General features: G+C 69.3%; 18 protein-coding genes, 3 rRNA genes and 1 pseudogene. 14 read left to right on the top strand and 8 right to left on the bottom strand.

Features of this window, described 5'->3' with window-relative positions; translation table 11 throughout:
- Positions 1-73 precede the first annotated feature (73 nt).
- From ACEXOX_RS12885 to ACEXOX_RS12870, 4 genes and pseudogenes are all read right to left on the bottom strand, one after another.
- Positions 74-820, bottom strand: a complete 747-nt coding sequence (locus ACEXOX_RS12885) for a transglycosylase SLT domain-containing protein (protein WP_406520634.1) — start codon at positions 818-820, stop codon at positions 74-76.
- Positions 821-1,184: 364 nt separating this feature from the next.
- Complete coding sequence (locus ACEXOX_RS12880; RefSeq protein ID WP_406520632.1) at positions 1,185-1,886, bottom strand: nitroreductase family protein; 702 nt, start codon at positions 1,884-1,886, stop codon at positions 1,185-1,187.
- Positions 1,887-1,902: 16 nt separating this feature from the next.
- The gene (locus tag ACEXOX_RS12875) at positions 1,903-3,021 is read right to left on the bottom strand and encodes an S-adenosylmethionine:tRNA ribosyltransferase-isomerase (RefSeq protein ID WP_406520630.1); all 1,119 of its coding nucleotides are present in this window, start codon (positions 3,019-3,021) and stop codon (positions 1,903-1,905) included.
- Positions 3,018-3,655: pseudogene (locus ACEXOX_RS12870) on the bottom strand (SDR family NAD(P)-dependent oxidoreductase). Before ACEXOX_RS12870 ends, ACEXOX_RS12875 begins: the two are co-directional and overlap by 4 nt.
- 202 nt (positions 3,656-3,857) lie before the next feature.
- Here ACEXOX_RS12870 and ACEXOX_RS12865 point away from each other — a divergent pair.
- The 4 genes from ACEXOX_RS12865 to ACEXOX_RS12850 all read left to right on the top strand — a co-directional run bounded on the left by ACEXOX_RS12865 (position 3,858) and on the right by ACEXOX_RS12850 (position 6,486).
- Positions 3,858-5,033 carry a GAF domain-containing sensor histidine kinase gene (locus ACEXOX_RS12865; RefSeq protein WP_406520629.1) on the top strand — a complete coding sequence of 392 codons (1,176 nt, stop codon included), beginning with the start codon at positions 3,858-3,860 and terminating at the stop codon, positions 5,031-5,033.
- Entirely contained in the window at positions 5,026-5,673 is a 648-nt protein-coding gene (locus ACEXOX_RS12860) for a response regulator (protein WP_406520627.1), read from the top strand. The genes ACEXOX_RS12865 and ACEXOX_RS12860 overlap by 8 nt, the downstream gene beginning before the upstream one ends.
- Before the next feature lie 215 nt (positions 5,674-5,888).
- Positions 5,889-6,128 (top strand): chaplin, encoded by a 240-nt coding sequence (locus tag ACEXOX_RS12855; protein ID WP_406520625.1) that lies wholly within the window; start codon positions 5,889-5,891, stop codon positions 6,126-6,128.
- A gap of 112 nt (positions 6,129-6,240) precedes the next feature.
- Positions 6,241-6,486: a chaplin gene (locus ACEXOX_RS12850; protein ID WP_406520623.1), complete on the top strand. Its 246-nt coding sequence runs from the start codon at positions 6,241-6,243 to the stop codon at positions 6,484-6,486.
- Positions 6,487-6,775: 289 nt separating this feature from the next.
- Here ACEXOX_RS12850 and ACEXOX_RS12845 read toward each other — a convergent pair whose 3' ends face one another.
- Entirely contained in the window at positions 6,776-7,597 is an 822-nt protein-coding gene (locus ACEXOX_RS12845; protein ID WP_406520621.1) for a hypothetical protein, read from the bottom strand.
- 107 nt (positions 7,598-7,704) lie between these two features.
- Here ACEXOX_RS12845 and ACEXOX_RS12840 point away from each other — a divergent pair, with 107 nt between their 5' ends.
- The 4 genes from ACEXOX_RS12840 to ACEXOX_RS12825 all read left to right on the top strand — a co-directional run bounded on the left by ACEXOX_RS12840 (position 7,705) and on the right by ACEXOX_RS12825 (position 11,019).
- A complete protein-coding gene (locus tag ACEXOX_RS12840) occupies positions 7,705-8,496 on the top strand; it encodes an ABC transporter ATP-binding protein (RefSeq protein WP_406520619.1) in 792 nt (263 codons plus the stop codon).
- 88 nt (positions 8,497-8,584) lie between these two features.
- On the top strand, positions 8,585-8,995 hold the full coding sequence (locus ACEXOX_RS12835; protein ID WP_030021396.1) for an NfeD family protein: 411 nt from the start codon (positions 8,585-8,587) through the stop codon (positions 8,993-8,995).
- 139 nt (positions 8,996-9,134) lie between these two features.
- Positions 9,135-10,085, top strand: a complete 951-nt coding sequence (locus ACEXOX_RS12830; protein ID WP_406520617.1) for an SPFH domain-containing protein — start codon at positions 9,135-9,137, stop codon at positions 10,083-10,085.
- 166 nt (positions 10,086-10,251) lie between these two features.
- Entirely contained in the window at positions 10,252-11,019 is a 768-nt protein-coding gene (locus ACEXOX_RS12825) for a sulfite exporter TauE/SafE family protein (protein ID WP_406520616.1), read from the top strand.
- Positions 11,020-11,031: 12 nt separating this feature from the next.
- On the opposite strand, the gene ACEXOX_RS12820 is transcribed toward ACEXOX_RS12825, so the two are convergent.
- The 3 genes from ACEXOX_RS12820 to ACEXOX_RS12810 all read right to left on the bottom strand — a co-directional run bounded on the left by ACEXOX_RS12820 (position 11,032) and on the right by ACEXOX_RS12810 (position 13,423).
- Positions 11,032-11,535, bottom strand: a complete 504-nt coding sequence (locus ACEXOX_RS12820; protein ID WP_406520614.1) for an HNH endonuclease — start codon at positions 11,533-11,535, stop codon at positions 11,032-11,034.
- Between the two features lie 443 nt (positions 11,536-11,978).
- Positions 11,979-12,518 (bottom strand): YbhB/YbcL family Raf kinase inhibitor-like protein, encoded by a 540-nt coding sequence (locus ACEXOX_RS12815; protein ID WP_406520613.1) that lies wholly within the window; start codon positions 12,516-12,518, stop codon positions 11,979-11,981.
- 122 nt (positions 12,519-12,640) lie between these two features.
- Positions 12,641-13,423 (bottom strand): sporulation protein, encoded by a 783-nt coding sequence (locus ACEXOX_RS12810; protein WP_406520611.1) that lies wholly within the window; start codon positions 13,421-13,423, stop codon positions 12,641-12,643.
- A gap of 185 nt (positions 13,424-13,608) precedes the next feature.
- On the opposite strand from ACEXOX_RS12810, the gene ACEXOX_RS12805 reads away from it, so the two are divergent.
- The 6 genes from ACEXOX_RS12805 (at position 13,609) to ACEXOX_RS12780 (ending at position 22,561) form a co-directional block, all read left to right on the top strand.
- Entirely contained in the window at positions 13,609-14,262 is a 654-nt protein-coding gene (locus tag ACEXOX_RS12805; RefSeq protein ID WP_406520610.1) for a DNA-3-methyladenine glycosylase, read from the top strand.
- Between the two features lie 717 nt (positions 14,263-14,979).
- A 16S ribosomal RNA gene (locus tag ACEXOX_RS12800) occupies positions 14,980-16,508 on the top strand.
- Between the two features lie 303 nt (positions 16,509-16,811).
- Positions 16,812-19,933 (top strand): 23S ribosomal RNA (locus tag ACEXOX_RS12795).
- 121 nt (positions 19,934-20,054) lie between these two features.
- Positions 20,055-20,171 (top strand): 5S ribosomal RNA (rrf, locus tag ACEXOX_RS12790).
- Together the 16S, 23S and 5S rRNA genes form the textbook arrangement of a ribosomal RNA operon.
- A 126-nt stretch (positions 20,172-20,297) precedes the next feature.
- Positions 20,298-21,752, top strand: a complete 1,455-nt coding sequence (locus ACEXOX_RS12785) for a hypothetical protein (RefSeq protein ID WP_406520608.1) — start codon at positions 20,298-20,300, stop codon at positions 21,750-21,752.
- The gene (locus tag ACEXOX_RS12780; protein WP_406526325.1) at positions 21,680-22,561 is read left to right on the top strand and encodes a hypothetical protein; all 882 of its coding nucleotides are present in this window, start codon (positions 21,680-21,682) and stop codon (positions 22,559-22,561) included. Before ACEXOX_RS12785 ends, ACEXOX_RS12780 begins: the two co-directional genes overlap by 73 nt.
- Positions 22,562-22,566 lie beyond the last annotated feature (5 nt).

Here is a 22,566-nt window from a genome sequence, read left to right as displayed (position 1 = left end):
AGCGCACGGCACGGCGGACGCCGCGGGGCGGCACCCACAGTGGGTGCCGCCCCGCGGCGTGTGTGCGTCCGGCTCAGTACGCGGAGTTCACGTTGTCCATCGAGCCGTAGGTCGCGGCGGCGTACTTGCACGCGGCGGTGATGTTGGCGACCGGGTCGAAGATGTCCCAGGACGTGCCGTCGACGTGGTACGCCTGGAAGGTCGGGTCGATGACCTGGAGCAGGCCCTTGGACGGGGTGCCCTGCTGCGCGTTGGAGTCGTAGCCGTTGACGGCCTGCGGGTTGCCGGTCGACTCGCGCATGATGTTGCGGTAGATGCCGTCGTAGGAGCCGGGGATGCCCTGCTTCTGCATGATGTCCAGCGACTCGCGGATCCAGCCGTCCAGGTCGTTGCTGTACGTCTTGGCCGGCTCCGGGGCCGGGGCGGCGGCACGGTCGGCGGACCGGCTCGCAGCCTCCTGGTCCTTGCGCTCCTGGTCGGCCTTGGCCTTGGCGTCGGCCTCTTCCTTGGCCTTGGCCGCCTTCTCGTCGTCCTCGGCCTTCTTCTTGGCCTCGGCGGCGTCCTTCTCGGCCTGCTGCGCGGAGGCGTCCGCCTGCTTGCCGATGGTGTCCTGCTGGGTCTTGGCCGCGGTGTCGACCGCGCTGAAGGCGACCGGCTTGACGTTCTGGACGGCCGCCTGGTCGTGGCCCTGCTTGGCGTCGGCCGAGCCCGGTACGACGGCGAAGACCAGGGCGGCGGCACCTGCCGCGGCGACGCCGGCGGCCGAGAGCTTGTGCGTCCGGTTCAGGCGGGCGTAGCCGGGAATGGCGTGCTTGGGCATGGGGGGACTGACCTCTATCCGACGGGGGTGCGCCGCTGTGGCCGGGAAAGGCGGTGAACGCCGAGTTCTGTCCACGGCGCCGAGCGACGGGAGTCATTGTTAGCGGCCGAAAATTCGACGAGCAAAGAGCCCATTTACGATGCCGCTTAGTGGAACCCGGGGCGCGGATATCGCGTCACGGCCGGGTTCTCCCGGTCTTCTGGCCGGGTCCACCCCAGGTACAGCCCGCATCATCCAAAAGTCGTACGCATGCCGGAAAGCCACTAATGTCGTTCGTAAGTGACCTGGGTCCTATGTGCGGCGTCACACCGGGCACGAGGTTTAGTTGCCCGGTGTGATTGCGTTCGCACAGTGCGTCAGTGAATTAGATCTCCACCAGCACCTGGTCCAGGGTCTTTCGGACCAGATCCGGTACGCGACAGTCCCGCGCCGGATATCCGACCGGAATCACGGCGAACGCCTTCTCGTTGGCCGGCCGCCCCAGCACCTCCTGGAGGAAGCGCATCGGGCTCGGCGTGTGCACCAGCGCCGACAGGCCCGACAGGTGCAGCGCGGACAGCAGCATCCCGACCGCGATGCCCACCGACTCGTCCACGTAGTAGTGCTTGTGCTTGCTGCCGTCCGGGCCCAGCCAGTACCGCTGCTCGAAGACGACGACCAGGTGCGGCGCGTCGGTCAGATGCGGTTTGATCTCGTCGGTGCCCAGCGGCCGCAGCGCCGCCAGCCACTCCTCGCCGAGCCGCCCCGCGTAGGAGACACGTTCCTCCTCCTCCGCGGCCTCCCGGATGCGCCGCCGCACCTCCGGATCCTTGACCAGGACGAACGTCCAGGGCTGCTGGTGCGCCCCGGAGGGCGCGGTGGCCGCGCAGGCGATGGCGTCCTTCACCGCCTGCTCCGGCACCGGATCGGCGGAGAACTGCCGGACGGTCCGCCGCCGGTCCATCCGCTCCCGCAGCTCGGCGGCGCGGGCCAGCGATTCGCCGGCCGGCATCCGCTCGGGGTGGTACGGCACCGACCGGTAGGGATCGCCGTGGGTCGGTGTCCAGTTCCTCGTTGATGTCGACATGCTCCGAGTCTGGAGCTCAGGACGGCAGGACGAGGTGGAGATCCCCGAACTCGTGCCACAGGTACCGCTGCCGTACGGCCTCCGCGTACGCCCGGCACAGCGCGTCCCCGAAGGCCGCGCCGCCCGCGGCCGCCCGCCCCACCGCCTCCAGCATCAGCAGGTGCGACGCCTCCGGCTCGTGCAGCCCGGTCAGCAGCCCGTCCACCGCCCGCACCCCGCGCCCCGGGGTGACGACCAGATCGGTCCACCCGGAGGCCGCCCGGATCCGCCCGGCCCCGTCGGCGGCGGACTCCAGGGCCCGTACGGCCGCCGTCCCCACCGCCAGCGTGCGGCCGCCACCCGCCCGCGCCGCGTTGATCTGCCACGCCGTGGACGGCGGCACCGCGAAGCGCTCCGGGTACGGCGGCTCGTACGCCTCCGCCGACGCCACCCCCGTGTGCAGCGTCACCGGCGCGATCTGCACACCCCTGCTCTCCAGCCGCGCCACCAGGGACGCGGTGAACGGCCGCGCCGCACTCGGCATCTCCGCGCTGCCCCCGCCGTCCGGCGAGCCCACCGCGAACACCGTCTGGTACGCGGACAGCGGCTGGTCCCGGTCCGTGTAGCCGTACCGGACCGGCCGCCCGTACCGGCGCAGCACGTCCAGGACCGGCGCTCCCGACATCCGCGCCCACCACAGCCGTACGCTCCCGGGCTCCACCGGCGCCCGCAGCACCAGCCGCGCGCCGCCCGGCAGCCGCACCACCGCGCCCGCCGGACCGCCCGCCCGCTGCCGGGTACTGCCGCAGCCGTCCGGCGTCCGCAGCTCCACCGCCCAGTCCCCGGCCGCCACCCCCGGCCGCGGATACCGCCGGTCCGCTCGCGTCGAGAAGTGCACCACCACCGGCTCGCCGCGGCCCCGCCCGTCCCCGATCCGGCCGTCCAGCGCCGCCGGCAGGGTCCGCGAGGTGTTCACCACCAGCACGTCCCCGGCCGACAGCAGCTCCGGCAGCTCCCGGAACGCGTGGTGCGCCGGCTCCGCCGTACCCCGGCTGACCAGGAGACGCACCGCGTCCCGCCCCCGGCCCGGCGCGCGCTGCTCGGCCGGCTCCCGCGCCGACAGCTCGGCCGGCACCCGCAGCACCTCGGCGGTCACCGGGCACCGTCCAGCAGGCCCGGCGCCGCGTACCGCCCGCTGGCCGCGCCGGCGTCCAGCAGCCGCAGCAGCGCCGGTACGACCGTCTCGGGCAGCGGGCACCCGGAGTCGTCGTCCGGCACGGCCGCCCTTCGGAGCTGATGTTGAGCACGGCCCCACCGGGGGCGGGAGCTTTGACCGTTTCTGCCCCTATAGGTGCGGCGTCATCCCCTATATAGGGAGAAGAGGCGGGCCCCGCGAAGAGCCCCGAGGCCCGCAACAACGGCAGCGCCTCCTGTGCGAGCCCCAGCGGCGCCACCGCGTTGACCTCCAGCGCCGCCCGCAGCCCGTCCAGCGGCTGCGCCTCCAGCCGCACCAACGGCTCGGCACCCAGCACGCTCGCGTTGTTCACCAGCAGATCCAGCCCGCCCGGCCCCCGCGCCGCGGCCACCAGCTCCGCCCGGTGCCCGGCGTCCGCCACGTCCCCGGGCAGCGCCACCACCCGCGCTCCCGCCCGGCGCAGCCCCCGCGCCGCCTCCTCCAGCGGCCCGGCCGACCTCGCGTCCACCACCAGGTCCCAGCCACGCCCGGCCAGCGCCGCGCCCAGCGCACGCCCCAGCCCCTTCGATGCCCCCGTGATGACCGCCACCGGCATGGTCCGCACCGCCTCTCGCCTCGATGGGCGCCGTCATCGCCCCGATCCGCGTCCTCCCTGCTCACGCTAGGAACCGGGCCGCCCGGGCCGCCTCGGGCAGCGGGCGGGACGGCCCAGGGCACTTCGCCCTAGTCCGGTGGGCCTAAGCGAAGGCCGCCGGTGGTCCGATACGGCTGTCAGTGCCCGCCGGTACCGTGAAGCCATGACCAACGGACCGGGGGACGGACACGGGCCGGGTGACGGGCCGGGCGCCGGGATCCCCGCTGTGAGCAGCGCGATCCTCGCCATGAGCCGGCACCTGGAGGTGCGCGACGTGCTCAAGACGATCGTCGCCTCCGCCCGCGAGCTGCTCGACGCCGAGTACGCCGCCCTCGGCGTGCCCGACGACCACGGCGGCTTCGCCCAGTTCGTGGTCGACGGCGTCAGCGAGGAGCAGTGGAAGGCCATCGGCCCGCTGCCGCGCCAGCACGGCATCCTCGCCGCGATGCTGCACAACGCCACCCCCGAGCGGCTCGCCGACGTCCGCGCCGACCCCCGCTTCGGCGGCTGGCCCGCCGCCCACCCGGACATGTCCGACTTCATCGGCCTGCCGGTCGCCGACGGCGACGAGATCCTCGGCGCGCTCTTCCTCGCCAACAAGAAGTGCCCCAAGCCCGCGGGCGGCTGCGGCTTCACCGCCGAGGACGAACGGCTGCTCGGCATACTCGCCCAGCACGCCGCCATCGCCCTGACCAACGCCCGCCTGTACGAGCGCAGCCGCGAGCTGACCATCGCGGGGGAGCGCGCCCGGCTCGCCCACGAACTCCACGACGCCGTCGCCCAGAAGCTCTTCTCGCTCCGGCTGACCGCCCAGGCCGCCACCGCACTGGTGGACCGCGACCCGGCGCGCGCCAAGGGCGAGTTGCAGCAGGTCGCCGCCCTCGCCGCGGAGGCCGCCGACGAACTGCGCGCCGCCGTCGTCGAATTGCGGCCCGCCGCCCTGGACGAGGACGGCCTCGTCGCCACCCTGCGCTCCCAGACCCAGGTCCTGGACCGCGCCCACCACGCACACGTCACCTTCGAGGCCCAGGGCGTACGGGCCCTGCCCGCCTCCCAGGAGGAAGCACTGCTGCGCGTGGCCCAGGAGGCCCTGCACAACGCCCTGCGGCATTCCGGCGCAGGCCGCGTCGAGGTCACCCTCGTACGGCACGGCCAGGGCGCCCTGCTGCGCGTCGCCGACGACGGCCGCGGCTTCGACACCGGCGCGGTCCGCCGCGCCGGCCGTCACCTGGGGCTGGTGTCGATGCGCGACCGGGCAAGCGGCGTCGGCGGTCGGCTCAATGTGGAATCGGAGCCCGGCAAGGGCACTGCTGTGGAGATGGAGGTGCCTGGTGGGTGACACCGGAGCAATTCGGGTGCTGCTGGTCGACGACCACCAGGTCGTCCGCCGCGGACTGCGCACGTTCCTGGAGGTCCAGGACGACATCGAGGTGGTGGGGGAGGCGTCCGACGGCGCCGAGGGCATCGCCGCCGCCGAGCAACTGCGCCCGGACGTCGTCCTGATGGACGTCAAGATGCCGGGCATGGACGGCATCGAAGCCCTCCGCAAGCTGCGCGAACTGGACAACCCGGCCCGCGTGCTGATCGTCACCAGCTTCACCGAACAGCGCACCGTCGTCCCGGCACTCCGCGCGGGCGCCGCGGGCTACGTCTACAAGGACGTCGACCCGGACGCGCTGGCCGGAGCCATCCGTTCCGTGCACGCCGGACACGTCCTGCTCCAGCCGGAGGTGGCCGGCGCGCTGCTCTCCCAGGAGGAGGGCAACCACGGCCAAGGGCGCGGTACGTCACTGACCGAGCGGGAGCGCGAGGTCCTCGCCCTGATAGCGGACGGCCGCTCCAACCGCGAGATCGCCCGCGCGCTGGTGCTGTCCGAGAAGACCGTCAAGACCCACGTCTCCAACATCCTGATGAAGCTCGACCTGGCCGACCGCACCCAGGCCGCCCTCTGGGCGGTCCGGCACGGCATCGGCGCCTGAGGGGCGGCGGCCGGGGCCGCACCGGCACCGGCCGGCCGGTGCCGCCCCGGCGCCGGTCCGACTATCAGGGCGTGCGCCGGTCCGCCGTCATCCCATCCGAGATTCATACCGTCGGGTGGACGTCACCCGTGTGGCGCAACCCGTCAGGCGTCCGGCCGTTCTCCATGGCGTGCCGCGGAAGTCGACCGCGGCCGTTGTGAGGAGAGGTCAGAGAAGTGAAGAACATCAAGAGGGCCGTGGCCGTCACGATCGCGACCGGCGGACTCGCCGTCGCCGGTGCCGGTATCGCCTCCGCCCAGGGTGTCGCGCAGGGCCACGCCGTGAACTCGCCCGGCGTCGTCTCCGGCAACCTGCTCCAGGTCCCGGTGCACATCCCGGTCAACGTCACCGGCAACACCGTCTCGGTCGTCGGCGTCCTGAACCCGGCCTTCGGGAACCGCAGCCACAACTCCTGACCGCCTCCGCGCGACGGGCCGGCCCGGCCACCCACCCCCGACGGGCCGGCCCCGCCGAGCGCCCGATGACCACCACCCCACGGCCCCGCGCCGACACGTGAGGAACACTTCCATGAACACCGCCAAGAAGGCCGCCCTCGTCCTCGCCACCGCCGGACTGGCCGCCGGTGCCGCCGCCGGGTCCGCCGCGGCGACCGGCCACGCGCACGCCAACGGCGCGGCCACCAAGTCCCCCGGTGTCCTCTCGGGCAACCTCGTACAGGTCCCCGTGGACGTGCCCGTCAACGTCTCCGGCAACACCGTCAGCGTCGTCGGTGTGCTCAACCCGGCCCACCACAACGCCGCCGCGAACCACTGACCCACGGCACACCCCGCCGCGCACCCCGGACCGCGTGACCACCCGCGTCCACCCGGAGGCCCCGCCCGACCGCACCCCGGCCGGCGGGGCTTTCCCGTACGGAAGCGGCCCGGCCCCGCCCGCCGCCGCTCACCCCCGCCCGCCGCCGCTCACCCCCGCCCGCCGCCGCTCACCCCCGCCCGCCGCCGCTCACCCCCGCCCGCCGCCGCTCACCCCCGCCCGCCGCCGCTCACCCCCGCCCGCCGCCGCTCACCCCCGCCCGCCGCCGCTCACCCCCGCCCGCCGCCGCTCACCCCCGGCGCCGCTCCGCCTCCTCCACGTACGCGTTGTACGCCGCCACCTGCGCCCGCCGGGCCGTGCGCTCCACCGGACGCAGCGCCTCGGCCCGCGCCGCCATCTCGGACGCGCTCACCGCACCGCCGTGCTCCCGCCCGTCCCCGCCGGCGCTCCGCGCGATGCCGATGAGCGCGCCGACCCGCTGCGCCAGCTCCAGCACCCGCACCGCCCGCGGCGGATAGCCGGGCGCCAGCACCTGCCGTCCGGCCTCGGCCCGCGCGCGGTACGCCTCCAGTGCCGCCTGCGCGACCGGCCCGGAGCCCGCCACGTCCAGCCGGGAGAGCACCTCGGTCGCCTCCCGCAGCGCCTCCGCCAGCTCCCGCTCCGCCTCGCCGAGCGAGGGCACGTCCGCCGGGGGCGCGTCCCGGACGGGCAGGCAGTGCCAGACCACCTCGACATGCACGTCCTCGCGCGGCACCCCGGCGCCCTCCGGGCCGGACTCCCACACCTCCGGGACGAGCCCGAGCCCCGCCCCGGACGCCAGCACCGCCTCCTCGGCCTCCAGCGCCCGCGCGTTGAACTCCGGGGGACCGCTCAGCCCCAGCGGATGGCCCGGCACCGGCAGCGCCACCCGCAGGCCGGTCGCCCCCAGCGCCCGCAGCCGCCCCAGGGCGAGCGTCAGCCCGACCGGACCCGGCTCCCCGGGCAGGTCCAGCACGCGGTGCGCCGCGTCGTCGTCCGCGATCCGCTGCGCGGCTTCATCAGGTGAGACAAGCCCGGCCAACAGGGCATTTCCCCACGCGGCCAGCCGTCCCGAACGAGGTTCATCGAGCATGTCCCCAGCCTAAGGACAGGCACTGACATCGCGTGGCGTAGGTTTGCAGGGGGATGCGCCCACAGGCGCACGAGACCGACCGATATGCAATGGGAGACAACGCGCTCATGAGCGATGTGCTGGAGCTGGTGGACGTATCCGTGGTCCGCGAAGGACGGGCTCTGGTGGACCAGGTCTCCTGGTCGGTCAAGGAGGGCGAGCGCTGGGTGATCCTCGGCCCCAACGGCGCCGGCAAGACCACCCTGCTCAACGTCGCCTCCAGCTACGTCTTCCCGAGCACCGGCACCGCCTCGATCCTCGGCGAGACCCTCGGCAAGGTCGACGTCTTCGACCTGCGCCCGCGCATCGGCGTGGCCGGCATCGCCCTCGCCGACAAGCTGCCGCGCAGCCAGACCGTCCTGCAGACCGTGCTCACCGCCGCATACGGCATGACCGCCGGCTGGCGCGAGCAGTACGAGGACATCGACGAGCAGCGCGCCCGTGCCTTCCTCGACCGGCTCGGCATGAACGAGTACCTCGACCGGAAGTTCGGCACCCTCTCCGAGGGCGAGCGCAAGCGCACCCTCATCGCCCGCGCGATGATGACCGACCCCGAGCTGCTCCTCCTGGACGAGCCCGCGGCCGGCCTCGACCTCGGCGGCCGTGAGGACCTCGTACGCCGCCTCGGCCGGCTCGCCCGGGACCCGTACGCCCCCTCCATGATCATGGTCACCCACCACGTCGAGGAGATCCCGCCGGGCTTCACCCACGTCCTGATGATCCGCCAGGGCAAGGTACTGTCCGCCGGACCGCTCGACCTGGAGCTGACCTCCAGCAACCTCTCGCGCTGCTTCGGCCTGCCCCTGGTCGTCGAGCGCAACGGCGACCGCTGGACCGCCCAGGGCCTGCCGCTCTCCTGAAGAACTCCGCACCGCCGCGCCTTTCCTGACCGGACGGCCCCTGTCCCGGGCCGTCCGGCGGATCTACCATGAAGGCGTGGATCCATGGGTGTGGTGGCTCATCGCCGCCGTAGGACTGGGCATTCCGCTCGTCGTGACCGCGATGCCCGAGTTCGGCATGCTCGCGGTCGGTGCCGTCGCCGGCGCCGTCACCGCGGGACTCGGCGGAGGCACGGTGATGCAGTTCGTCGTCTTCGCCGCCGTCTCGGTCGCGCTCATCGCGGTGGTACGCCCCATCGCCAACCGCCACCGGAACCAACGCCCGCAACTGGCCTCGGGGATCGACGCCCTCAAGGGCCGTTCCGCCACGGTCCTGGAGCGGGTCGACGCCTCCGGCGGCCGGGTCAAGCTGGGCGGCGAGGTCTGGTCCGCCCGCGCGCTGGACGGGGACCAGGTCTACGAACCGGGCCAGAAGGTGGACGTGGTGGAGATCGAAGGCGCCACCGCGGTCGTCATGTGAGCGTTCAAGCCAGTCGTCGTACGAGCGCACGGATGAGGCGAAGCGCCTGCGTGGCGGCCGGTCGCTCTGAAAGACTCGATCAAGACCAGGCCGGCACCGGCCGCCGCAGTCAGCAACCGAGGGGTACCGGGGAGCCGCAGTGCAACCGATCATCATCGTCCTGATCATCCTGGTGGTGCTCGTATTCATCGCACTCATCAAGACGATCCAGGTCATCCCGCAGGCCAGCGCCGCCATCGTCGAGCGCTTCGGCCGCTACACCCGCACCCTGAACGCGGGCCTGAACATCGTCGTCCCGTTCATCGACTCCATCCGCAACCGCATCGACCTGCGCGAACAGGTCGTCCCCTTCCCGCCGCAGCCGGTGATCACCCAGGACAACCTGGTCGTGAACATCGACACCGTCATCTACTACCAGGTCACCGACGCGCGCGCCGCGACGTACGAGGTCGCCAGCTACATCCAGGCGATCGAGCAGCTCACCGTCACGACCCTGCGCAACATCATCGGCGGCATGGACCTGGAACGGACCCTGACCTCCCGCGAGGAGATCAACGCGGCCCTGCGCGGCGTCCTGGACGAGGCCACCGGCAAGTGGGGCATCCGCGTCAACCGCGTCGAGCTCAAGGCCATCGAGCCGCCGACCTCCATCCAGGACTCGATGGAGAAGCAGATGCGCGCCGACCGTGACAAGCGCGCCGCCATCCTCCAGGCCGAAGGTGTCCGGCAGTCCCAGATCCTCACCGCCGAAGGCGAGAAGCAGTCCTCGATCCTGCGCGCCGAAGGTGAGGCCAAGGCCGCCGCGCTGCGCGCCGAGGGCGAGGCCCAGGCGATCCGGGTGGTCTTCGAGTCCATCCACGCCGGCGACCCGGACCAGAAGCTGCTGTCCTACCAGTACCTCCAGATGCTGCCGAAGATCGCCGAGGGCGACGCCAACAAGCTTTGGATCGTGCCCAGCGAGATCGGCGACGCCCTCAAGGGCCTCGGCGGTGCCATCAGCAGCTTCAACCCCGCGGGCGGCGGCGCCCCGGCCGGCGGCCCCGGCACGACCAAGTCCGCCCCCCACCGCGAACAGCCGACCATCGACTGACCCGGTTCTCCCGGCGCGGTCCGGTTCCTGTGACCCGGTTCCTCCCGGCGCCGCCCGGTTCCTCCCAGGGCCCGTCCCCGGCAGCACGCCCGTAGTGCTGTCCCCGGGGGCGGGCCCTGGTGCATGATCAGGCCGGACCGTGCCGATCATGTACGAGGGAGCCCGTATGACCGTCTGGGAAGCGCTCGCCGTCCTCGGCGCGGGCGGCGCGGCCGGCGCGATCAACGTCGTCGTCGGCTCCGGAACCCTGATCACCTTCCCGGTCCTGCTGGCCATCGGTCTGCCGCCGGTCACCGCCAACGTCTCCAACACTCTCGGCCTGGTGCCCGGTTCGCTCAGCGGCGCCTTCGGCTACCGCCGCGAACTGGCCGGCCAGGGACGCCGCATACGGCGCTTCGGCGCCGCGGCCCTGGCCGGCGGACTCATCGGCGCGGCCCTGCTCCTGGTGCTGCCCTCCGACGCCTTCGACGCGATCGTGCCCGCCCTGATCGCCGTGGCGCTCGTCCTCGTCGTCCTCCAGCCCCGGCTCGCCGCCGCCCTGCGCGCCCGCCGCGAACGCAACGGCACCACCGTCCGGACGGACGGTGGTGCCCTGCTGCTGACCGGCCTCTTCTTCGCGAGCATGTACGGCGGCTACTTCGGCGCCGCCCAGGGAGTCATCTACCTCTCCCTGATGGGCCTGCTGCTCAGCGAAGACCTGCAACGCCTCAACGCCGTCAAGAACGTGCTGGCCCTGTTCGTCAACGGCGTCGCCGCGCTCTTCTTCCTCTTCGCCGCGCCCATCGACTGGCTCGCCGTCGTCCTGATCGCCGCGGGCTCGGCCCTCGGCGGCCTGGTCGGCGCCAGGATCGGCCGCCGGCTGCCGCCCGCCGTACTGCGCGGGGTGATCGTCGCCGTCGGCATCGCCGCGATCACCCAGCTGCTGCTGAGGTGACCCGCCGGGACGCTACGCCGGCAGCCCCAGCCACTCCGGCAGTTCCTCCCGTACGGCACCGGCCAGCGCCGCCACCAGCGCGTCCGCGGGCGTCGGCTCGAACGGCCGGGTCAGCAGCCGCATCCCCGCCTGCTCCGGCGTCCGGTCCGCCTTACGGTGATTGTCCTCGACGCAGGACGCGACCGTGTTCAGCCAGCTGTCCCCGCCGCCGCGCGACCGCGGCACGATGTGGTCCACGGTCGTCGCCCGCCGCCCGCAGTACGCGCACCGGTGCTGGTCCCGCACCAGCACACCCCGCCGCGACCACGCCGCCTGTCTTCGGAACGGCACCCGTACGTACCGGCTCAGCCGGATCACCCGCGGCACCGGCACCTCCACCGCCGCCGCCCGGATCTGCAGCCTCGGATGCGCCTGCTCGACCACGGCCTTGTCCTGCATGACCAGCACCACCGCACGCCGCAGCGACACCGTCGCCAGCGGCTCGAAGCTCGCGTTGAGCACCAGTGTCTCGCGCATCCCGTCCACCTCCCGCTCCCCGTTCGCCGCTCGGCGAAGTGGCTCCACTGTGCAGCTCCAGTGATCCCCTGGACAACGCAATTTCCGCACGCCACAAGGGTGATGGGAGATGACGGGGAGGTGAAGGTACGGGTGCGCGAAAGGGGGCGGAAGGAAGCACGCCACGGCGCACAGCGGGCGGCACGCCCCGGGGCCCCACCCCCGTGCGTTCGCCGGGACCCCGGAGCGTATGGCAGCCGGCGCGGCCGTCCGACACGAGAGCGGACGCCGGCAGACGGCCGGCGACACACCTGCGCCCCGCCGTCCCCGCCGCTGCGGTACCGGCTGCCCGACGGCCGTCCTGCGCGCCGTTTGCCAGCCACGCACCACTGTGCGAGCGGAAGCGCCGGGGCGCAACGGAATTAGGGCCGGTTTCCGCCTCCGGGCGGGCACCGGCCCTCTGCTCAGCTGTCGGCCGGCACCTCGTACTCGCCGATCAGCTGCGCCCGCCCGATCGCGTGGAACCGCAGATTGAAGCCGACCACGGCCGGCGTCGCGTCCGCGTCCGGCCCCAGCTTCTCCCGGTCCACCGCGTACACGGTGAAGACGTAACGGTGCGGCCCGTCACCGGGCGGCGGCGCCGCACCCGTGAAGTCCGACGACCCCGCGTCGTTGCGTACGTGGACGGCCCCCTCCGGCAGCCCCTTCATGGCACCGCTGCCGGCACCCGCGGGCAGCTCGGTGACCGAAGCGGGGATGTCGAAGACCGTCCAGTGCCAGAAACCGCTGCCGGTCGGCGCGTCCGGGTCGAAGCAGGTGACCGCGTAGCTGCGGGTCCCCTCCGGCGCGCCCTCCCACCGCAGGTGCGGCGAGGTGTTGCCCTCCGCCTGCACCTGCGCCGACGGGAGCCTGCCGCCGTCGGTCACCTCGTCGCTCACCACGGTGAAACCGGCCACCGGCGGATGGAAATCGTGCGGGAGCGGCCGGCGCTTGAGCTCGGACACCTGGGCACCTCCTGAGTCGCGAATGGACACCTGTCCGGCCAGGTTAGATCCTGCGCCGCGGCCCCCGGCGCCCGGCCGGGGGTGCGACACGCGGCCCCGGCCGGGGATACGGCACGGACCCGTCAGAGCCAGTTGCGCTTGCCGCCGACCTCGGCCAGCCACTGATTGAGGTACGCCGCCCAGTCGGTCGCCTGATAACCGTCCAGCGGCACCACGAACGAGCGGTACGCGTCGCTGCCCTCGCTGAACAGCCCCGGCTTCTTGTCCATCTCCAGCACCACGTCCATCTCCCGGTCGTCCGCCACGAAGGACAGCTCGACCTGGTTCAGACCGCGGTACTGCTGCGGCGCGTGGAACTCGATCTCCTGGTAGAAGGGCAGCCGCTGCCGGGTGCCGCGGATGTGCCCCTGCTCCAGGTCCGCGCTCTTGAACCGGAACCCGAGCCGGCCGAACGCGTCCAGCAGGGCCTGCTGCGCCGGCAGCGGATGCACGTTGACCGGATCGAGGTCGCCGGAGTCCACCGCACGGGCGATCGCCAGCTCCGTCGTCACCCCCACGTGCATCCCGTGCAGCTGCTGCCCGAGGAACGACGTCACCGGCGTCTCCCACGGGATCTCCAGCCCGAACGGCACCGTGTGCACCGCACCGGCCTGCACCTCGAAGGCCCCGCCGAGCTGGAGCTTGGTGAACTCGACGTCCCGCTTGTACTCCTGCTCACCGCCCTCGACCTCCACCCGCGCCTGGAGGCCCACCGACAGCTTCTCGATCTGCTGGGCGACCGAACCGCCCTCGATCCGCACCTCGCCCTGCACGACCCCGCCCGGCACGACGTTCTCCTCGAAGAGCACCGTCTCCACCGACGCGCCTCCGGCCCCCAAGCTGGCCAGCAGCTTCTTGAACCCCATGCTCGTTCCTCCCCAGGCAGACGCCTGTACCTCGTGTGATGCGCCGTGATCGCGGCCGCCGGTCGTCAGCTACCCACGCCGGACGGCGCGGACCGGTTCCGTGGGCGACACCCTTCCAACGGAACGCCCCGGTGGCCAGTCGCCCACCCGGTGCTTCGCGTCGCTCTCCGTTACCCTTGATCCGCATGATCGTCGCACCGGACCGCCGACCGCTCACGCGGGACTTCTTCGACCGTCCCGTCCTGGACGTCGCGCCTGAGCTGCTCGGCCGCACTCTCGTACGCCGCACCCCGCAGGGGCCGATCGAACTGCGCATCACGGAGGTAGAGGCCTACAACGGCTCCTCGGACCCGGGCTCCCACGCCTACCGGGGACGCACCGCGCGCAACGCCTCGATGTTCGGACCTCCCGGTCACGCGTACGTGTATTTCATCTACGGCATGTGGTTCAGCCTCAACCTGGTCTGCAACAAGGAGGACACCGCCAGCGGTGTGCTGCTGCGGGCCGGCGAAGTACTCACCGGAACGGAGCAGGCGGCCGAGCGCCGCCCGAAGGCACGCAACGCCCGCGAACTGGCCAAGGGCCCGGCCCGGCTCGCCACCGCCCTCGACATCGACCGCTCCCTGGACGGTACGGACATCTGCTCCACCGACCCGGACCAGCCACTCACCGTCCTGCACGGGCACCCGGCGGACGCCGCCGAGGTGCTCAACGGACCGCGTACGGGCATCAGTGGCGAGGGCGCCGTGCACCCGTGGCGCTTCTGGATCGACGGCGATCCCACCGTCAGCCCGTACCGCGCCCACGTGCCGCGCAAGCGCCGGAGCAGGGCTGCTTGACTCTGCGCTCCGGACCGCCTAACGTGGCCCGAGCCGCTTGACACGGGCAGCGCTGTCTGCGCGGGCCGCCGAGCGACGCGAACCCACTACCTACGAACGATCACCCCTGGCGGGGTCTTGTTTCGCTTGCCGAAATTCGAACCCGCCACGGCGCGATTATGTGCCGCAGGGGAATTCGCCTAAAGTAGTGATCACGCCGAAAGGCGTAACACGCCCCACCGACGGGGCATCGGAAACGAATTCGGTCCGGCAACGGACCGGGAACCGAATCTGATAACGTCGGAAGGGCCGGAAAGCGAAAGCCGGAAGGCCGCCCCGCTCCAACAGGGGCCGGAAACGGAAAGCGGAAACGCCGAACGGATCTGGTAAGGTTGGAACCGCGAAGAAGCCGAAAGGCCGAAACGCACCGGCGAAAATCAGGACCGCGAGGATCTGATAGAGTCGGAAACGCAAGACCGAAGGGAAGCGCCCGGAGAGCCTGGTGAAACAGGCACAAAGGAAGCGTCCGTTCCTTGAGAACTCAACAGCGTGCCAAAAGTCAACGCCAGATATGTTGATACCCCGTCCACCGGCAGCAGCCGGAGGATGAGGTTCCTTTGAAAAGCCCACCAGCACTTAACGGTGCGGGTGGCACACACAGCGAGGACGCTGTGAACGGGAAGCCTATTCCGCTTCCTGTTCCGCTCTCGTGTGTGTTGACCCGATTACGGGTAAACATTCACGGAGAGTTTGATCCTGGCTCAGGACGAACGCTGGCGGCGTGCTTAACACATGCAAGTCGAACGATGAACCTCCTTCGGGAGGGGATTAGTGGCGAACGGGTGAGTAACACGTGGGCAATCTGCCCTGCACTCTGGGACAAGCCCTGGAAACGGGGTCTAATACCGGATATGACACACGACCGCATGGTCTGTGTGTGGAAAGCTCCGGCGGTGCAGGATGAGCCCGCGGCCTATCAGCTTGTTGGTGGGGTAATGGCCTACCAAGGCGACGACGGGTAGCCGGCCTGAGAGGGCGACCGGCCACACTGGGACTGAGACACGGCCCAGACTCCTACGGGAGGCAGCAGTGGGGAATATTGCACAATGGGCGAAAGCCTGATGCAGCGACGCCGCGTGAGGGATGACGGCCTTCGGGTTGTAAACCTCTTTCAGCAGGGAAGAAGCGCAAGTGACGGTACCTGCAGAAGAAGCGCCGGCTAACTACGTGCCAGCAGCCGCGGTAATACGTAGGGCGCAAGCGTTGTCCGGAATTATTGGGCGTAAAGAGCTCGTAGGCGGCTTGTCACGTCGGATGTGAAAGCCCGGGGCTTAACCCCGGGTCTGCATTCGATACGGGCAGGCTAGAGTTCGGTAGGGGAGATCGGAATTCCTGGTGTAGCGGTGAAATGCGCAGATATCAGGAGGAACACCGGTGGCGAAGGCGGATCTCTGGGCCGATACTGACGCTGAGGAGCGAAAGCGTGGGGAGCGAACAGGATTAGATACCCTGGTAGTCCACGCCGTAAACGTTGGGAACTAGGTGTGGGCGACATTCCACGTCGTCCGTGCCGCAGCTAACGCATTAAGTTCCCCGCCTGGGGAGTACGGCCGCAAGGCTAAAACTCAAAGGAATTGACGGGGGCCCGCACAAGCAGCGGAGCATGTGGCTTAATTCGACGCAACGCGAAGAACCTTACCAAGGCTTGACATACACCGGAAACGTCTGGAGACAGGCGCCCCCTTGTGGTCGGTGTACAGGTGGTGCATGGCTGTCGTCAGCTCGTGTCGTGAGATGTTGGGTTAAGTCCCGCAACGAGCGCAACCCTTGTTCTGTGTTGCCAGCATGCCCTTCGGGGTGATGGGGACTCACAGGAGACTGCCGGGGTCAACTCGGAGGAAGGTGGGGACGACGTCAAGTCATCATGCCCCTTATGTCTTGGGCTGCACACGTGCTACAATGGTCGGTACAATGAGCTGCGATACCGCGAGGTGGAGCGAATCTCAAAAAGCCGATCTCAGTTCGGATTGGGGTCTGCAACTCGACCCCATGAAGTTGGAGTTGCTAGTAATCGCAGATCAGCATTGCTGCGGTGAATACGTTCCCGGGCCTTGTACACACCGCCCGTCACGTCACGAAAGTCGGTAACACCCGAAGCCGGTGGCCCAACCCCTTGTGGGAGGGAATCGTCGAAGGTGGGACTGGCGATTGGGACGAAGTCGTAACAAGGTAGCCGTACCGGAAGGTGCGGCTGGATCACCTCCTTTCTAAGGAGCACTTCTTACCGGCCTTCGGGCTGGTCAGGGGCCAGTACATCGGCGAATGTCCGGTGCTGGTTGCTCATGGGTGGAACGTTGACTACTCGGCACACTTGGCTCACTGGTCACTAGTACTGCTTCGGCGTGGAACGTGTCAGGGGGCGAGGGTGTCGGGCACGCTGTTGGGTGTCTGAGGGCACGGACGGAGACGTCTGTACCTTCAACGCCGGCCCCGGTAAAGGCCTGCTTCGGCGGGTTGTGACGGGTGGCTGGTCGTTGCTTGAGAACTGCACAGTGGACGCGAGCATCTGTGGCCAAGTTTTTAAGGGCGCACGGTGGATGCCTTGGCACCAGGAACCGATGAAGGACGTGGGAGGCCACGATAGGCCCCGGGGAGCTGTCAACCAAGCTTTGATCCGGGGGTGTCCGAATGGGGAAACCCGGCAGTCGTCATGGGCTGTCACCCGCTGCTGAACACATAGGCAGTGTGGAGGGAACGCGGGGAAGTGAAACATCTCAGTACCCGCAGGAAGAGAAAACAACCGTGATTCCGGGAGTAGTGGCGAGCGAAACCGGATGAGGCCAAACCAGTCACGTGTGATACCCGGCAGGGGTTGCGTGGTTGGGGTTGTGGGAGTTCTCTTGACCGGTCTGCCGGCCGGTCGGCGAGTCAGAAACCGTTGGTGTAGGCGAAGGACATGCGAAAGGTCCGGCGTAGAGGGTAAGACCCCCGTAGCTGAAACATTAACGGCTCGTTTGAGAACCACCCAAGTAGCACGGGGCCCGTGAAATCCCGTGTGAATCTGGCGGGACCACCCGCTAAGCCTAAATATTCCCTGGTGACCGATAGCGGATAGTACCGTGAGGGAATGGTGAAAAGTACCGCGGGAGCGGAGTGAAATAGTACCTGAAACCGTGTGCCTACAAGCCGTGGGAGCGTCGCTATGCAGCTTGCTGCATAGTCGTGACTGCGTGCCTTTTGAAGAATGAGCCTGCGAGTTTGCGGTATGTTGCGAGGTTAACCCGTGTGGGGAAGCCGTAGCGAAAGCGAGTCCGAAGAGGGCGTTGAGTAGCGTGCCCAAGACCCGAAGCGGAGTGATCTAGCCATGGGCAGGTTGAAGCGGAGGTAAGACTTCGTGGAGGACCGAACCCACCAGGGTTGAAAACCTGGGGGATGACCTGTGGTTAGGGGTGAAAGGCCAATCAAACTCCGTGATAGCTGGTTCTCCCCGAAATGCATTTAGGTGCAGCGTCGTGTGTTTCTTGCCGGAGGTAGAGCACTGGATAGGCGATGGGCCCTACCGGGTTACTGACCTTAGCCAAACTCCGAATGCCGGTAAGTGAGAGCGCGGCAGTGAGACTGTGGGGGATAAGCTCCATGGTCGAGAGGGAAACAGCCCAGAGCATCGACTAAGGCCCCTAAGCGTGTGCTAAGTGGGAAAGGATGTGGAGTCGCAGAGACAACCAGGAGGTTGGCTTAGAAGCAGCCACCCTTGAAAGAGTGCGTAATAGCTCACTGGTCAAGTGATTCCGCGCCGACAATGTAGCGGGGCTCAAGCACACCGCCGAAGTCGTGTCATTGCAGTACATACTCCTAACGGGGACTGTGATGGGTAGGGGAGCGTCGTGTGCCGGGTGAAGCAGCACCGGAAGGTAGTTGTGGACGGTTCACGAGTGAGAATGCAGGCATGAGTAGCGATACACACGTGGGAAACGTGTGCGCCGATTGACTAAGGGTTCCTGGGTCAAGCTGATCTGCCCAGGGTAAGTCGGGACCTAAGGCGAGGCCGACAGGCGTAGTCGATGGACAACCGGTTGATATTCCGGTACCCGCTTTGAAGCGCCAAACATCGAATCAGGCGATGCTAAGTCCGTGAAGCCGCCCTGAGCTCTTCGGAGCGTAGGGGAGTGGTGGAGCCGACGGACCAGACTTGTAGTAGGTGAGTGATGGGGTGACGCAGGAAGGTAGTCCAGCCCGGGCGGTGGTTGTCCCGGGGTAAGGGTGTAGCCCGTGCGGTAGGCAAATCCGTCGCACGTTAAGGGTGAGACCTGATGCCGAGCCGATTGTGGTGAAGTGGATGATCCTATGCTGTCGAGAAAAGCCTCTAGCGAGTTTCATGGCGGCCCGTACCCTAAACCGACTCAGGTGGTCAGGTAGAGAATACCGAGGCGTTCGGGTGAACTATGGTTAAGGAACTCGGCAAAATGCCCCCGTAACTTCGGGAGAAGGGGGGCCATTGCTGGTGATGAGTTTTGCACTCTGAGCTGGTGGTGGCCGCAGAGACCAGCGAGAAGCGACTGTTTACTAAAAACACAGGTCCGTGCGAAGCCGTAAGGCGATGTATACGGACTGACGCCTGCCCGGTGCTGGAACGTTAAGGGGACCGGTTAGCTCCATTTCGGTGGGGCGAGGCTGAGAACTTAAGCGCCAGTAAACGGCGGTGGTAACTATAACCATCCTAAGGTAGCGAAATTCCTTGTCGGGTAAGTTCCGACCTGCACGAATGGCGTAACGACTTCTCGACTGTCTCAACCATAGGCCCGGTGAAATTGCACTACGAGTAAAGATGCTCGTTTCGCGCAGCAGGACGGAAAGACCCCGGGACCTTTACTATAGCTTGATATTGGTGTTCGGTTCGGCTTGTGTAGGATAGGTGGGAGACTGTGAACTCGTCACGCCAGTGGCGGGGGAGTCGTTGTTGAAATACCACTCTGGTCGTGCTGGATGTCTAACCTGGGTCCGTGATCCGGATCAGGGACAGTGTCTGGTGGGTAGTTTAACTGGGGCGGTTGCCTCCTAAAGAGTAACGGAGGCGCCCAAAGGTTCCCTCAGCCTGGTTGGCAATCAGGTGTTGAGTGTAAGTGCACAAGGGAGCTTGACTGTGAGACTGACGGGTCGAGCAGGTACGAAAGTAGGGACTAGTGATCCGGCGGTGGCTTGTGGAAGCGCCGTCGCTCAACGGATAAAAGGTACCCCGGGGATAACAGGCTGATCTTCCCCAAGAGTCCATATCGACGGGATGGTTTGGCACCTCGATGTCGGCTCGTCGCATCCTGGGGCTGGAGTCGGTCCCAAGGGTTGGGCTGTTCGCCCATTAAAGCGGTACGCGAGCTGGGTTTAGAACGTCGTGAGACAGTTCGGTCCCTATCCGCTGTGCGCGTAGGAGTCTTGAGAAGGGCTGTCCCTAGTACGAGAGGACCGGGACGGACGAACCTCTGGTGTGCCAGTTGTCCTGCCAAGGGCATGGCTGGTTGGCTACGTTCGGAAAGGATAACCGCTGAAAGCATCTAAGCGGGAAGCCTGCTTCGAGATGAGGGCTCCCACCCCCTGGAGGGGTTAAGGCTCCCAGTAGACGACTGGGTTGATAGGCCAGATATGGAAGCCCGGTAACGGGTGGAGTTGACTGGTACTAATAGGCCGAGGGCTTGTCCTCAGTTGCTCGCGTCCACTGTGTGGTTCCCGGGTTGCGAACAGTCGCAGCGTCGGTGAACCAAGTTCCACTGTTTCATTTAATTAATTGAAGAGTGTGCTTGTTCGCTTGAACCCGATAGGGTTTCGGTGGTCATAGCGTTAGGGAAACGCCCGGTTACATTCCGAACCCGGAAGCTAAGCCTTTCCGCGCCGATGGTACTGCAGGGGGGACCCTGTGGGAGAGTAGGACGCCGCCGAACAATCTTTGGAGGACCCTTGGTCCCAGCGTTCACGCTGGGGCTGAGGGTCCTTTTTGTTTGGTCGAAGCGCGCCGGAGTGAACGGTGCGCGAGAATGTTTGCAGTACCGAAGACAGGAGTCACGTCGATGTCCCCCAACTCTTCCGACGATCGCTCGGAGCGCCGGCCCCAGCGGCGCGAGGGCGGTGACCGCGGCGGTTTCCGGCGTGACGACCGTGGCCCGCGCCGCGACGACGACCGTGGCGGCCGGCCCTCCGGCGGCGGCTTCGGCGGTGGGCGCCGGGACGACCGTGGCGGCGGCTTCCGCCGTGACGATCGTGGCCCCCGCAGGGACGACGACCGTGGTGGCAGCTTCCGCCGCGACGACCGTGGCGGCCGCCCCTCCGGTGGCGGCTTCGGCGGCGGCCGTGACGACCGCGGCCCGCGCCGCGACGACCGCCGCGATGACCGCCGGGACGACCGTGGCGGCTTCCCGCGCGACGACCGTGCCCCGCGCCGTGACGACCGTCGCGACGACCGCGGTGGCTTCCGCCGCGACGACCGCCCTGGCTTCTCGCGTGACGACCGTGCCCCCGCGGCCCGCGCCGCGATGACGACCGTGGTGGCAGCTTCCGCCGCGATGACCGTGGTGGTCGGCCCTCCGGCGGTGGCTTCGGCGGCGGCCGTGACGACCGTGGCCCGCGTCGCGACGACGACCGTGGCGGTTTCCGCCGTGACGATCGCCCGCGTGGTCCGCGCCGCGATGACGACCGTGGTGGCAGCTTCCGCCGCGATGACCGTGGTGGTCGGCCCTCCGGCGGTGGCTTCGGCGGCGGCCGTGACGACCGCGGCCCGCGCCGCGACGACGACCGTGGTGGTCGCCCCTCCGGTGGCGGCTTCGGCGGTGGCCGTGACGACCGTGGTGGCTTCCGTCGCGATGACCGTGGCCCGCGCCGGGACGACGAGCGTGGCGGTCGACCCTCCGGTGGCGGCTTCGGTGGCGGCCGTGACGACCGTGGCCCGCGCCGCGACGACGACCGTGGTGGTTTCCGTCGCGACGACCGCCGGGACGACCGCGGTCCCCGTCGTGACGATGACCGTGGTGGTCGGCCCTCCGGTGGCGGCTTCGGTGGCGGCCGTGACGACCGTGGCGGTTTCCGTCGCGATGACCGCGGCCCGCGTCGTGACGACGACCGTGGCGGCTTCCGTCGCGACGATCGTGGCCCGCGCCGCGATGACGACCGTGGTGGCTTCCGCCGTGACGACCGTGGCGGTCGGCCCTCCGGCGGTGGCTTCGGCGGCGGCCGTGACGACCGTGGCCCGCGCCGCGACGACCGTCGGGACGACCGCGGTGGCAGCTTCCGCCGTGACGACCGTGGCCCCCGCCGCGACGACGACCGCGGTGGCTTCCGCCGGGACGACGACCGGGGCGGGCGCCGCCCGTACGGTGCCGGGCGTGGCCGCGACGACCGCGGTGACCGCGGCGGGTTCCGCGACGACCGCCGGGACGACCGCCGCGACCGGGAGCCGATCAAGCGGCTGCCGATCCCGGACGACGTCACGGGCGAGGAGATCGACAAGGACGTACGGCAGGAGCTGCTGAGCCTGCCCAAGACGCTCGCCGACGACGTCGCCAGGAACCTGGTCATGGTGGCCAAGCTGCTCGACGAGGAGCCGGAGAGGGCGTACGAGTACTCGCGCGTGGCGCTGCGGCTCGCGTCGCGGGTCCCCGCCGTGCGTGAGGCGGCCGGCTTCGCCGCGTACGCCAACAGCAAGTACGGCGAGGCGTTGGCGGAGTTCCGCGCGGCCCGCCGGATGACCGGCAGCGTGGAGCTGTGGCCCGTGATGGCCGACTGCGAGCGCGGTCTCGGCCGCCCCGAGAAGGCCCTCGCCATGGCCGGTGAGCCCGAGGTGCAGAAGCTGGACCGGGCCGGTCAGGTCGAGATGCGGCTGGTCGCGGCCGGTGCCCGGCGCGACCTGGGCCAGACCGACGCGGCCGTCGTGACGCTGCAGAGCCCCGAGCTGGCGTCGAACTCCGTACAGCCGTGGACCGCCCGTCTGCGCTACGCGTACGCCGACGCGCTGCTGGAGGTCGGCCGCGAGGACGAGGCACGCGAGTGGTTCGCCAAGGCGCTGGAGGCCGACCAGGGCGGCACCACGAACGCCTCGGACCGGCTGGCCGAGCTGGACGGCGTGGAGTTCACGGACGCGCTGGACGAGGACGAGGACGAGGACGAGGACGGCCACGAGGACGAGGACGGTGCCGGCCACGGGATCACGGACGCGGCTCCCGAGGCCGGGAACGTGGCCGAGGCCGTGACCGAGGAGCCCGCCGCCCCCGTGCGGCAGGACGCCTCCGAAGGCGACGCCCCCGCCGAGGCCCCGCGCGAAGGGCGCCCCGAGCAGGGCTGAGGCCA

Source organism: Streptomyces sp. Ac-502, assembly GCF_045222935.1.
GTDB lineage: Bacteria > Actinomycetota > Actinomycetes > Streptomycetales > Streptomycetaceae > Streptomyces > Streptomyces monomycini.
The sequence above is the reverse complement of the archived record's forward strand: the minus strand, read 5'-3'. Positions and strand labels throughout refer to the sequence as shown.